Source organism: Mesorhizobium koreense (genome assembly GCF_031656215.1).
GTDB lineage: Bacteria > Pseudomonadota > Alphaproteobacteria > Rhizobiales > Rhizobiaceae > Mesorhizobium_L > Mesorhizobium_L koreense.
The window spans coordinates 3,718,947-3,731,658 of the sequence record NZ_CP134228.1 but is presented as its reverse complement, the minus strand read 5'-3'; the positions used below and the strand labels follow the sequence as shown (position 1 = coordinate 3,731,658).

Here is a 12,712-nt window from a genome sequence, read left to right as displayed (position 1 = left end):
CTCGGCTGCTTCTGCAATCCTCGAAGGAAGCGCCTCCATGCGATTTCTGGCAATCTGCGGCAGCCTGCGTGCGGCCTCGACCAACCGCGTCCTGCTGGAAGCCTTTGCGCGCCATGCACCGGAAGGCATCGCCGTCCGTATCTGCGAGGAGATACGGAGTCTGCCGCTCTTCGACCCTGATCGGGATGGTGAACACCGGCCGCTCGCTGTAGTCGAATTGGCACGACAGGTGGGTGAGGCGGACGGACTGATCGTCGCCTCGCCGGAATACGCGCACGGCATTCCCGGTCCCCTCAAGAATGCGCTCGACTGGCTCGTCTCGGGTTCTGAAATCCCGAACAAGCCCGTCATGCTGGTGCACGCGTCCGTGCGCGGCCTTTCCGTCAGGGAGCATCTTTCGGAGGTGCTGAGGACGATGTCGACAAGGCTTCAGCCCGGCCTTGCCTTCGAGATGCACCTCGTCGGCAAGTCGCAGGGCGAAGCCCGGGAGATGCTGGATCGATCCGAAACGCGGGAGCGTCTTGCAGGCGCAATTGCGGGGTTCGCGGCCTTCGTGACCGATCCGGACACTTCGGCGAAGGGCTGAGCGCCGCTAGCGCTTATCAATTCCGGGAACTCCTCGGCGTCCATCCTGTTGTCTGGCAGGGATCCGCTCGAAAGGAGTTGGAAGATGAAGAAATCGACAATCGGCGCCGCGGCGGCTTGCATGCTCGTGCTGACCGTGCCGTCCTTCGCCGCCGGCCCGCGAAACGATGCGAACGACGCCACCCGGACGATGAGCGACAGTGTCCAGCAGACACCGAACACAGGCGGCATGGCTCCGGAAGAGAGCGGGGCTGCGCAGAAGCAGAGCCCTCTCGATGCAGCTGTTGCCGGCATACGCGCCAGCGAAGAGGGCGCCGCCCGGGTGCAATCGATGAGCAAGGTCGCGTCCCTCAGGATCGTGGACGTAGGCGCGGGCGGCGACAAGGCAGCGATTGACAAGGCGATCACTGAGAACCGCAACGGCATCAAGGCGCTTCGGGACGCAATCCGCGCCAACGATCCTCTCCAAAGCAAGCTCAAGGAAAAATCGATCAAGCCGGAACAGATCGTCGCGGTGAAACTCAACAACGACGGTTCGCTGACCGTCTACGTGAACAAGTCGGCATGACCCGCTGAACGGAAGCGGCCTGAGCACTGGAACTGAAGGACGCGGAACAGCCTTGCCGCTAAACCGCCTCAATTGAGGTTGTCCGATTTCCTCGGTTGAAGCGCGTCGCGACGGCGATATCTGATTGCGGAGTGCGTGTCAGGCGCTTCGTTCGCACGTGAATACGCAAGGTTGCATGAAATGGATCAGAAAGTCAGCATCGGGAATTTCGAGCAGAAGCGTACACAGGGGATCGAGGATCCCATGTTCAAGAAGGGTCTCGGCTACCGGATCGGCCAGGCTATCGTGGATTGGGCCGAACGGCTCAACCTGAAATATGCGGTCCATGGCAATCCGCCGGTTTATGACAACGCCACTTTTCCATGGGCGGCGGATATAGAGAAGGAATGGAAGCTTATCCGCGCCGAGCTGGATCGCGTGCTCACCCGCAAGGACGAGTTGCCGGGCTTCCACGAGATATTGAGCGAGGTCAGCACGATCTCCACCGACCGCGACTGGAAGACCTTCGTGCTGTGCGGCTACGGTTCGGTATCGGAGGAGGGCGTCCGCGCCTGCCCGGAGACCTGGCGTATTCTGCAGAAGGTTCCCGGTCTCAAGGCGGCGATGTTCTCGATCTTCGAGCCCGGCAAGCATCTGAAGGCGCATCGCGGCCCCTATAACGGCGTGCTGCGCTTGCATCTCGGGCTGAAGGTGCCGCCCGAGCGCGACAAGATCGCCATCCGCGTGCTCGACCGGATATGCCACTGGGACGAAGGCAAGGTTCTGCTCTTCGACGATGCCTACGAGCACGAGGCGTGGAACCACTCCGGCGAGACGCGCGTCGTGCTGTTCGTCGATTTCGTGAAGCCGACCCGCTTTCCCGCCAGCCTGACCAACTGGCTGCTCCTGAACCTCGCGCCTTTCACCCCCTTCATCCGAGAGGGCTATCAGGCTCAGAAGAAGTGGGAAAAGCTCTTCTTCGCCGGCGGCAAGGAGCACTGACAGGGCTGGTGCCCCTCAGTCGCCGTCGTGAGCGGGTTCGGCATCCGGAATATCCGCATCCGCCGGCGGGACATCACGGATTTTCCGGAGCCGGGCAAAGCCTGCTTCGCGGCTGCCCTTCTTGCTCAGATGCTCGGGTACGGACAGTTCGTGCACGCTGCCCTCGACGGCGTAACCGGCCTTTTCTACCCTGTTCAGCAAGCCCGCCGGAGGCGGCCCGCCGTCAAGCCAGACTACCACGGCGGGTGGTCGCATAAGGGTTCCGAAATACGGCGTCTCGGGATCGAGGATCGCGAGATCGCGCTCGACCAGACGGAAATTGCCGACCCATTGCTCGTCGCCGACGATGGTCGAAACGGGCCCGTCGGCTGTCAAGAGCTTGTAGAAGGCCGGATAATCGAGCCGCACGGAACTGGAAAAGCCGTTTCCGCCGGCGGCTTGCACGTACCAGATCAGGGGAATTGCCGCGATCGCGAACGCGCCACCTATGCCGGCAAGGAAATACTGGATTCTCTTGCCTTTAAGATCGAATTCTTCGGCTCGCATCGCGCCATAGGCCGGCACTAGGAACAGGAGCGGCAGCAGCCAGCGATTTCGAACTTCGGCGGTGCCGCTGGCGATGATCAGCACGGCCGTGATCGCCAGGCCGAAAAGGATGGTACAGCCAACGAATTGAGCCCCGGCCCCGGCTCTGTGCCGCCAGGCGTTCATCACCAGCTTTTCCGCAATGAAGGCCATGACGACGAGACCGAATGGCAATATGGCGAAGCTGACGGTGCCCCACACCAAATCCCAGAGGCCTCGCAGCCGTGCCGATAGAATGTGTGCTCCGAAACCGCTGATCTCGAATTTCGAAGCGTGGCCAAGGAGCGCGCTTCGGTGCTCCAGGCTCCAGAGCGCGGTCGGGAGGACGACAAGAGCGGTGAGGAACATGCTCACAACGATCCTGCGATCGAGGATCGCCGACCGATAGGCCGGGATGGACAATGCGGCTGCGATCAACGCGATAAGGAGAAGGACGTCGTTGTATTTGGCGAGCAGCGCCAATCCCGCCGCCAGACCGAAAAAGGCATACCGGGCAATGGTGCGCTTCTCGAAAAGCAGGACCAGTGCCAGGACCATCATGGCGGAGAATGCGAATGCCGCAACGGAGTGGGTCAGCGCGCGCTGCATTTCCCAGAGGATTTCAGGGACGGTGAACAGGCCGAGCATGGCGGCCGCGGCCGCTGCACGGGAATATCCCAGCCTGCGTACGCTAACGGCGACACAAACCGTACCCAGCAGAAAGACAAGATACTTTATGATTTTCAGCGACAGGATTGTCGTGCCGAAAATCTGGCAGAAGGCGGCACTCAGCCAACTGTAGAGCGGTGGCTGGGAACTGCCGTATCCCATCCAGAAATGCGGCAGATAGATGAGTTGCTCCGCCTCGTCGATATTGACGCCTGTGCCCGCCCAATAGCTGACCAGCGGCAAGGCAATGGCCTGTAATAGACAATAGAGGGCAATGAAGGCGATCGCCCCGTCAAACGGCCCGAACCTTTCTTCGCCAAGCCGTCTGCCGAGGTTTACCAGAAAATTGCTCACCACACGCCTGCCATGCCTGGAACCGCCGGCTGTTACCATGGCGGCCGTGGCGGCGGCAATCGCGCCGGTCCGCTTACGCGCGCATCTTTTGGCCGGTCGGATCGAAGAGTGGCTGGACATTGATGCGGGCCGGCCGCCGGCGCCCGAGGATTTCTATCTCGAAGAGGCCGTTGCTCTCGACTTCCGCGAGCGCTGCCGGCACGTAGCCCTGCGCCATCGACTGCTTGACGTAATGCGCGTAGCCGCCCGAGGTCACCCAGCCGACGACCCGCCATTCGCCGTCGACAATGCCGCGGATCGAGGAATCGCCTTCCTCGGCTTTCGAGATCCGGGTTTCTCCCCCGCTCCCGTTGAAGCGGGTGGCGCCGTAGCCGTGCGGCTTCTCGACCGTACCATAATCCTTCGAAACCCTGGCCCAGATCGGCTCGTCGCCCATGACGTCCGCATCAAGCGCATCGACCGTGAAGGAGACGCGCTTCAGCTTCGGCCCGGCTTCCAGTTCCTTCGCCGCCGCCTCGCGGCCGACAAAGTCGTTCTTCTCAAGTCTGACGAAGCGGCCCATCCCGCCCTCGAACGGCCCGTAGATCGGTCGAAGCTCACGGAACCAGGTCGGGAAATTCTTTTCAAGCCGCATGGAGAGCAGCGCGCGCATGCCGAAATCGGCGATGCCGAACTCGTTCCCCGCCTCCTTGATGGTGCGATAGACCAGCCGCTGGTAGGCCGGCTGCATCCAAATCTCGTAGCCGAGATCGCCCGTATAGGTGATGCGGTTGACCATGCACGGGGCGCCGCCGACCGCCATCTCGCGGAAATCCATGAAGCGGAAGCTCTTGGTCGAGACATCCTGATCGACCAGCTTCTGAAGTAGTTCCTGGCTTTTCGGCCCGGCGATGGAGAGACCGACCAGCGTCATGTCGAAGCGATGGATTCTTACCCCCCCGTTGGCAGAACCGTCCTTCGGCAGATGCTTCTCGAACCAGCGCATATGATATTTCTGCGCCGCCGAAGAGCTCCACACCATGAAACGCTCGTCGCCCGCATGTGCGATAGTGAAATCGCCGATCAGCTTGCCGAATTCGTTCAGCATCGGGGTGAGCACGATGCGGCCCTTCTTCGGCATGCGATTGGTCATCAGCCGGTTGAGGAAGTCTTCCGCGCCGGGGCCGCTCACCTCGTATTTGGCGAAGTTCGCGATCTCGGTGACGCCGACGCGCTCGCGCACGGCGCGCACTTCATTTCCGACATGCTCGAAATCGTTGGAGCGGTGGAAGGAGACGACATCCTTCGGCTCCGTGCCCTTCGGCGCGAACCAGAGCGGCGTCTCCAGCCCCCAGCTATCGCCCATGACGGCATTTTGGGCCAGCATCGTGTCGTAGAGCGGCGTCGTCTGCGCCGGCCTTGCCGCCGGCAGTTCCTCGTTCGGGAAACGAATGGAGAAGCGGCGCGAATAGTTCTCGCGCACCTTGGCGTTGGTGTAGCGCAGCGTCGCCCATTCACCGAAGCGCGCCACGTCCATGCCCCACACGTCGAAACCCGGATCGCCGTTCACCATCCAGTTCGATAGCGCGAGCCCGACACCGCCGCCCTGGCTAAAGCCGGCCATCACCGCACAGGCGCACCAGAAATTGGTGAGACCCTGAACGGGACCGACGAGTGGGTTGCCGTCCGGCGCGAAGGTGAAGGGGCCGTTGATCATCTGCTTGATTCCGGCCTTCTCGATGCCGGGGAAATGGCGGAAGCCGACCTCCAGCGAAGGCGCGATGCGGTCGAGATCCGGCACCAGCAATTCGTGCCCGAAGGTCCATGGCGTCTCGACCGGCGACCATGGCTTGCACGCCTTTTCGTAGGTGCCGAGCAGCACGCCGTTGCGCTCCTGCCGCGTATAGATCTCACCCTTGAAATCCATGACGCCGATCATTTCGCGCCCGGTCGTCTTGTTGAAGTCCATGACCTCGGGGATATCCTCGGTCAGAAGGTAGTGGTGTTCCATGGCGAGCAGCGGCAGTTCCAGCCCGACCATGCGGCCGACCTCACGCGCCCACAGCCCGCCGCAGTTGACGACGTGCTCGGCCTTGACGGTCCCCTGTTCGGTGACGACGTTCCAGGTGCCGTCCGACTCCTGCGTCAGTTCGACGACGCGGTTTCTGAGCACGATTTCCGCGCCGAGCTTCCGCGCGGCCTTGGCATAGGCATGCGTCGTGCCGGAAGGATCGAGATGGCCTTCGACCGGGTCCCACATGGCGCCGACGAAGTTCTTCTCGTCCATCAGCGGGAACATTGCCTTCACTTCGGAAGGCGTGATCAGTTCAGTATCCATGCCGAGATAGCGGCCCTTGGCGTGGGCGAGCCGCAGGAAGTCCATCCGTTCCGGGCTATCGGCGACCATGGCGCCCCCGGTCAGGTGCAGCCCGCAGGACTGGCCGGAAAGCTCCTCGAGTTCCTTGTAAAGCTGCACCGTATAGGCCTGCAGCTTGGCGACGTTCGGATCGCCGTTCAGCGTGTGGAAGCCACCGGCCGCGTGCCATGACGAGCCCGAGGTCAGCTCCGAGCGCTCGATCAGCATGATGTCGGTCCAGCCGGCTTTTGCCAGATGATAGAGCACCGAACAGCCGACGACCCCGCCGCCGATCACAATCGCTTTTACGTTAGATTTCATAGAGATTTGTCCGTAGATAAAGAAATTCGTTGAATATCAAAAATCCGTCGGGGCGCCGCCTTCGGCGATGCGGCGCTCGACGAAATCGTCGAGTTCCTCGCGGATGGCGGGGTCCATCGCCGGTTCTTCGTAGCTGGCCAGCCGCTCCTTCCAGACGCGGTTCGCGTGCTCGATCGCGGTCGGCGCACCAGCCAGCGTCCAGCTTTCGTAATTGCGCCAGTCGGACAGGACGGGCGAATAAAAAGCGTTGCGGTAGCGGTCCTGCGTATGCTGCGTGCCGAAGAAATGCCCGCCCGGTCCGACATCGCGGATCGCCTCCACTGCCAGCGCGTCTTCCGACAGGTCGAGCGGCGTCAGGAACTCCGCTACCATCTGCAAGAGGTCGACGTCGAGGATCATCTTCTCGTAGGAGCAGCGCAACCCACCTTCGAGCCAGCCGGCGCCATGCATCATGAAATTGCCGCCGCCCTGGATGGCGCCCCACAGCGAAAAGACACTCTCATAGGCGGCTTGGGCATCCACCGTGTTCGCCGCGCAGGTGTTGGAGGTGCGGTAGGGAATGCTATAGCGCCGCGCGAGTTGCCCGCCGAGAAGCTGCGCCTTCATGTATTCGGGCGTGCCGAAGGCCGGCGCTCCGGATTTCATGTCCACGTTGGAGGTGAAGCCGCCATAGCCGACCGGTGCGCCTTTCCGCACCATCTGTGCGAAGGCGATGGCGGCGAGCGCCTCGGCGTTCTGCTGGACGACCGCGCCGGCGATCGTCACCGGCGCCATGGCGCCCGCAAGCGTGAATGGCGTCACGATCACGCACTGGCCAGCGCCCGCCATCTGGATGATACCTTCCATCATCGGCACATCGAGCTTGAGCGGCGAATTGGTGTTGATGACGGTGAAGCAGGAAGGCTCCTTCTCCAACTGCTCACGGCTGATGCCGCGCGCGATACGGGCGATCTCGATACCGTCCGTGTTGCGCTCCTTGCCGAGCGAGTAGATGTGGAAGACCTTGTCGGTCAGCGTGGTGAGATCGCGCAGGCATTTCAGATGCCGGATCGAGGGATGGATATCGATCGGCTCGACCGGGTAGCCGCCGGTGCACTGGAGCACGTTGTGCATCTGCGCGAGCTTGAGGAAGTTGCGGAAGTCCGCCTGGTTGCCGGGCCGCCTTCCACGGTCGGTATCGGAACAGTTCGGCGCCGAGGCCATCTGGGCGAGGATGATGGCGTTGCCGCCGAAATCGAGGTCATGCGACGGGTTGCGGGCATGCAGCGTGAAGCGCGGTGGACAATGAGCGATCCATTCGAGGATCATGTCGGCGTCGAAGCGAACGCGCGTGCCGCCCGGTGCGACGTCCGCGCCGTTCTTCTTCATGATGGCGCGCGCCTCGTCGTGCAGCACCTCCACGCCGATTTCCCTCAACACCCTGAGCGACGCCAGGTGGATCGATTCCAGTTCGTCTTCTGAAACGATCCGTGTCGGCTCGAAAGGAATGCGATGCTGCCGGAAGGGCGGCTGCTCGAAATGAGTGCCCGCGCTTGCGCGCTTTCCCGCGCGGCCGCCGCGGCGTGCTCTTTCGGCGACGGGCACGGGTTCGGCCGGTTCCAGGCCTTCGATCATGATCAGCCTCACTGGGGTGCGATTTCACGCCGAATATCGAGCTTGCACACCGGCGGCGATAGCGATGGCGGCGACCATTAGCGCGAGGGAAACGACATGCCGCAAAGCCCGGCCACCGTTTCCAGAAATCCTTCCTCATTCAGCGCCGTTCGTCGCTTCGCGCGTTACGCATCGAACGACAGGTAATCTGGATCCGCCACGTTGGTGTCGGCATGAGGGGTGTTGACTATTGAACAGAAACAGAACATAATACGAACATAAAGGGATAGGAGAGAAACATGCCCGGTATCGTTCAGGACGTTTTTTCGTTGGTGGCCGTCAGCCTTTTCATCGTTTCAGCGGCGATGTGGATCGGCGCGCTCTGAGGCGAGCAAGGCGGGTGACACAGCCGCGGTCATCCTGGGGCTTGTCCTAGCAGATGGTCGGGACAAGCCCGGCCATGATGGAAACGAAGGTTCGAGAGTGGGTCAGCGGTCGTCGCGGATGACGACGGTTCCGAGCAGGAGATCGTGCAGCGTGCGCTTGCGATCGGTGAACAGGCTGACGAGCAGGATGAGCGGCGTGAGGACCGCATTGGCGGCCCAGAAGAAGACGGAGTGGACCACAGCCAGCATTCCGTCGACCGGGCGGCCGTCGAGCCGCTCCAGCCGGATCGACATGGCGCGCATGCCGAGCGTCGCCTGGCGCCTGCCGCCGAGCGTCGTCCACACGTAAAGGATCGCCACGATCGGGAAGAGGATGGCGAAGAGCGTCCAGCCGAGGCCGAAGGTCAGGAGGCCGAGAAGGAGCACGATCACGCCGGCCGGGATCAGGAGCAGCGCCACGATCATGTAGTCGATCAGGAAGGCGAATATCCTGCGGGTGCGGACACCTGCATAGAGGCGGTTGTCGTCCAGCCGGTCGGACACGACTTCTTTGCCGAGGACTTCGCCATCGATGGTGCGGCCGATGCTCATTTCGATCCTTTCTCGCGGTCGGCGAAAAATGCCGCTGCCGGGTTCAGATGGTGAATGCGGGCCGGATTTCAAGAATGGCGGCCTGAAGCCCCCAGGGCTTGCGATCAGAAGGCAAGGGCGATGGCGGTGTGGCAGGCCGCGGCGATTAAGGCCGTGGCCGGCAGCGTGACGATCCAGGCGATGACGATGTTGCCGGCGATGCCCCAGCGGACGGCGGAAACGCGTCGTGCCGCGCCGACGCCGACAATGGCGCCGGTGATGGTGTGCGTCGTCGAGACCGGAATGCCGAGCCATGTCGCCAGGAAAAGCGTGATCGCGCCGCCGGCCTCTGCGCAAAAACCCTGCATCGGGTTGAGCCGCGTGATCTTCGATCCCATCGTATGGACGATACGCCAGCCGCCGAAGAGCGTGCCGAGCGCCATCGCCGACTGGCATGACAGCACGACCCATAGAGGCACGTAGAATTCATGGCCGAGATGGCCCTGCGAAAAGAGCAGGACGGCGATGATGCCCATCGTCTTTTGCGCATCGTTGCCGCCATGGCCGAGTGAATAGAGCGAGGCCGAGATGAATTGCAGGTGCCGGAAGGCGTTGTCGACCGCGAACGGTGTCTGCCTGAGCGATATCCAGGAGACGGCAAGGATCAGCATGAGCGCCAGGAAGAACCCGAGCGCTGGTGAAAGCACGATCGCGGCTGTCGTTTTCAGCAAACCCGACCATACGATGGCGCCGCCGCCGGCCTTGGCGACGCCGGCGCCGACGAGGCCGCCCACCAGCGCGTGCGAACTGCTCGAGGGGATGCCGAATATCCAGGTCAGGATGTTCCAGACGATCGCGCCCGTCAGGGCCGCGAAGATCACCGTCGGATCGACGATGCCGGCGTCTACGATGCCGGTGCCCAGCGTTCGCGCGACATGAAGGCCGAAGAAAAGAAAGGCGATGAAATTGAAGAACGCCGCCCAGAACACGGCATATTGCGGCCTTAGCACACGGGTCGAGACGATGGTCGCGATGGAGTTCGCCGCGTCGTGCAGTCCGTTCAGGAAATCGAAGAACAGCGCCACGGCAATGAGGCCGATCAGGGCCGGGAAGGCGAGCGAGGTTTCCACCGCCGGGCTCAGACGTTCTCGATCACGATGCCGCTGATCTCGTTCGCGACGTCCTCGAAGCGGTCGACGACCTTTTCGAGCTGGCCGTAGATTTCGCTGCCGATCAGATAGGCCATCGGATCGGTCTTGCCGTGACGATCAAACAGGTCACGCAAGCCCGCGTCGTGCAACTCGTCCGAGCGTTCCTCGACGCGCGTCACTTCCTCGGCGATAGCGGCGAGGCGGGCCGCATGCGTGCCGATACCGTTGAGGAGCGGGACGGCCTCGGCGGTCAGCCGTGCCGCTTCCACGATGGTGCCGCCCATCTCCTGCATGAGCGGATCGAAGCTTTTCTGCTGGAACAGCGTCACCGTCTTCACGGTCTTCTGCATCATGTCGATGGCGTCATCCATGGACTGGATCAGGTCCTTGATGTCGCCGCGGTCGAACGGCGTGATGAAACTCTTGCGTACCGCCTGCAGTACCTCGCGGGTTATCGCATCCGCCCGGTGCTCCAGATCGATGATCTCACGGCACTGCCGCTCGACATTGTCGCCGCCGGCGAGCAGCTTCTGCAAGGCTTCCGCACCGCCGACGACTGTCTCGGCGTGCTTGGCGAACAGGTCGAAGAAGCGGTCTTCGCGCGGCATCAGTTTGCGGAACCAGCCCAGCATCGCTCTTCCTTTCCCGACGAACGCGATTCGCCGCTCCGGTCGATGTAACCCAAAGCCGCACGATCACACAGCGAATAGGTGGCGTTTTCCGCACTAAACCGTAGCCGCCTGGAAGCCAGGGACGGCCGACAGCGCGGCGTGTCGCAACGCCCTCTGGACGCCCGGTCCCGAAAGAGGCAAGGGTGACGTTTCTTGCAACGCCTCGGGACATCCCACGAATGACTGCACCGACTGAATTGCGGGTATCGAAGGATCGCAGGACGCTGACGGTGAGCTTTGCGGGCGGTCGGCGCTACGAAGTGCCGGCGGAGATGCTGCGCGTCCTGTCGCCTTCGGCCGAAGTCCAGGGCCATTCGCCGGAACAGCGCGTCACCGTGCCCGGCAAGCGGAATGTCGCGATAAGCAGGGTCGAGCCGGTCGGGAATTATGCCGTACGGATCGTGTTCGACGATTTCCACGATACCGGCATCTTCACATGGCACTACTTGCGGGAACTCGGCGAGGAGAAGGAAGAGCGCTGGCAGGCCTATCTTGACGAACTGGCGACCAAAGGGCTCAGCCGATAAGAGAGCGCTACAATAGCTGAGAGATGACCCGTCCCGCCTTCAGGAAGGAAACGGGGTCCACCGCCTTACCGTTGTGACGAACTTCGTAGTGAAGGTGCGGGCCTGTCGAGCGGCCGGTACTGCCGGATTTTCCGATCGTCTCGCCCCGCGCCACCTTGTCGCCGACCTTCACATCGATTTCGCTCAAATGCGCGTAGCGGGTGGAATAGCCGCCGCCATGGTCGATCTCGACCATATTCCCGTAGCCTCCGGCCCGGCTGGCACGCGTCACCACGCCGGCGGCGGTCGCGGGAACATTGCTCCCGATGGCATCGCGGAAATCGATGCCGGGATGCAGCGCTGAAACGCCGAGAATAGGATCGCGCCGAACCCCGAAAGCGCTGGTCACCACTGCGCCCGGCGCCGGATTGGCTATCGGTATCTTGCGGATTTCGGCCTTCAGAAGGTCGAGCCGGTCAAGGGCTTGATCGAGTTCCTTGACCTTTTTGTCGAATTTGGTCGGGTCATTCACTTCGATCAGCGGACCGCCCACATCTTCCTTGCCGTAATTCGCGGCGACCTCGAGACCGGCGGATTGCAGGGCCTCTTTGACCGCATCGCCGGTCTGCCATGCTTTTTGCGACAGCGTCTGCACGCGCCGCAACTGCTCCGTTTCTATCGAGCGCAGCGAAGTGTTGATGCTGGCAAACAAACGGTCCGCCCGGTCCGTCGTGGTTTCATCGCCCGTAGACGCGAGCCGCGTCTTCCAAAGTGCGGCCGGGCCGATCTCCGCGGTGCGCAGCCCCACTGCCTGGGCGTTTGAGGTGGAGGATCCCTCGTCGGCGCGTGCGCGTTTATCCGGCCGCACTGAGGGCAGGGGGATCGAGGCCGCTTTTTCCAGTGTCTCGGCGCGTTCCAGTAGAGGCCCGAGCCGGCCGTGCTGTTGCGAGAGGAGGGACTGGCGGGCGAGCAATTCGCTCACCTTCTGCTCAACTGCGCGCTGGTCGAGAAGCTGCCGGCTGGTGATGCGGTCGACCTGCGAGCGCAGCGCCGAAATACGGTCCTCGTAGGCCTGCTGCATGCGGGCCTGGTGGGATACCGACGCGCCGATCAGATTGTCGCGCAGGACGAGATAGGAGGTGGCGAGCAGATAGCCGATCGCAATCGCGGCGCAGGCCGAACCCGCTACGGCGGCAACCCAGGGGCGGATCGTGAAATGGCGGATGGTGTCGCCGCGCGCGATGATGACGGTATGCGGCTCGCTGCGCTTCCCAAATACGGTCGATTGAGGGGGATGTGCCACGGATTCCATGCCGTCGAAACAATGAACGGGATGGATTACACATCGTTAGGGTTAACAAAGCTTTGCCCGCAACCGGGGATTTTGTTCCGGTTGCGGGCGCGCATCGCGTATTCGCAGCATTTTTTCAGGAACGCGACGCTTTCCCTTTTATGTGG

11 protein-coding genes are annotated in these 12,712 nt (G+C 62.4%); 4 read left to right on the top strand and 7 right to left on the bottom strand.

Annotated features, from left to right (window positions below; genetic code table 11):
* Positions 1-37: 37 nt before the first annotated feature.
* The 3 genes from RBH77_RS17740 (at position 38) to RBH77_RS17730 (ending at position 2,134) form a co-directional block, all read left to right on the top strand.
* Entirely contained in the window at positions 38-586 is a 549-nt protein-coding gene (locus RBH77_RS17740) for an NADPH-dependent FMN reductase (protein ID WP_311028901.1), read from the top strand.
* 84 nt (positions 587-670) lie between these two features.
* Positions 671-1,153 carry a hypothetical protein gene (locus RBH77_RS17735; RefSeq protein ID WP_311028900.1) on the top strand — a complete coding sequence of 161 codons (483 nt, stop codon included), beginning with the start codon at positions 671-673 and terminating at the stop codon, positions 1,151-1,153.
* Positions 1,154-1,333: 180 nt separating this feature from the next.
* Positions 1,334-2,134 (top strand): aspartyl/asparaginyl beta-hydroxylase domain-containing protein, encoded by an 801-nt coding sequence (locus tag RBH77_RS17730; protein ID WP_371832798.1) that lies wholly within the window; start codon positions 1,334-1,336, stop codon positions 2,132-2,134.
* 15 nt (positions 2,135-2,149) lie between these two features.
* On the opposite strand, the gene RBH77_RS17725 is transcribed toward RBH77_RS17730, so the two are convergent.
* From RBH77_RS17725 to RBH77_RS17700, 6 genes are all read right to left on the bottom strand, one after another.
* The gene (locus tag RBH77_RS17725) at positions 2,150-3,721 is read right to left on the bottom strand and encodes a glycosyltransferase family 39 protein (RefSeq protein WP_311028899.1); all 1,572 of its coding nucleotides are present in this window, start codon (positions 3,719-3,721) and stop codon (positions 2,150-2,152) included.
* 73 nt (positions 3,722-3,794) lie between these two features.
* Positions 3,795-6,377, bottom strand: coding sequence for a GcvT family protein (locus tag RBH77_RS17720; RefSeq protein ID WP_311028898.1), 2,583 nt, complete (start codon positions 6,375-6,377; stop codon positions 3,795-3,797).
* A gap of 36 nt (positions 6,378-6,413) precedes the next feature.
* Positions 6,414-7,991, bottom strand: coding sequence for a trimethylamine methyltransferase family protein (locus RBH77_RS17715; protein ID WP_311028897.1), 1,578 nt, complete (start codon positions 7,989-7,991; stop codon positions 6,414-6,416).
* 467 nt (positions 7,992-8,458) lie between these two features.
* Positions 8,459-8,947: an RDD family protein gene (locus tag RBH77_RS17710; RefSeq protein WP_371832797.1), complete on the bottom strand. Its 489-nt coding sequence runs from the start codon at positions 8,945-8,947 to the stop codon at positions 8,459-8,461.
* 104 nt (positions 8,948-9,051) lie between these two features.
* A complete protein-coding gene (locus RBH77_RS17705; RefSeq protein WP_311028896.1) occupies positions 9,052-10,056 on the bottom strand; it encodes an inorganic phosphate transporter in 1,005 nt (334 codons plus the stop codon).
* An 8-nt stretch (positions 10,057-10,064) separates the two neighbouring features.
* A complete protein-coding gene (locus tag RBH77_RS17700; protein WP_311028895.1) occupies positions 10,065-10,709 on the bottom strand; it encodes a DUF47 domain-containing protein in 645 nt (214 codons plus the stop codon).
* Positions 10,710-10,927: 218 nt separating this feature from the next.
* Here RBH77_RS17700 and RBH77_RS17695 point away from each other — a divergent pair, with 218 nt between their 5' ends.
* Entirely contained in the window at positions 10,928-11,275 is a 348-nt protein-coding gene (locus RBH77_RS17695; RefSeq protein ID WP_311028894.1) for a gamma-butyrobetaine hydroxylase family protein, read from the top strand.
* 7 nt (positions 11,276-11,282) lie between these two features.
* Here the strand turns inward: RBH77_RS17695 and RBH77_RS17690 are convergent, their stop codons facing one another.
* On the bottom strand, positions 11,283-12,566 hold the full coding sequence (locus RBH77_RS17690; RefSeq protein ID WP_371832796.1) for a M23 family metallopeptidase: 1,284 nt from the start codon (positions 12,564-12,566) through the stop codon (positions 11,283-11,285).
* Between the last annotated feature and the right edge of the window lie 146 nt (positions 12,567-12,712).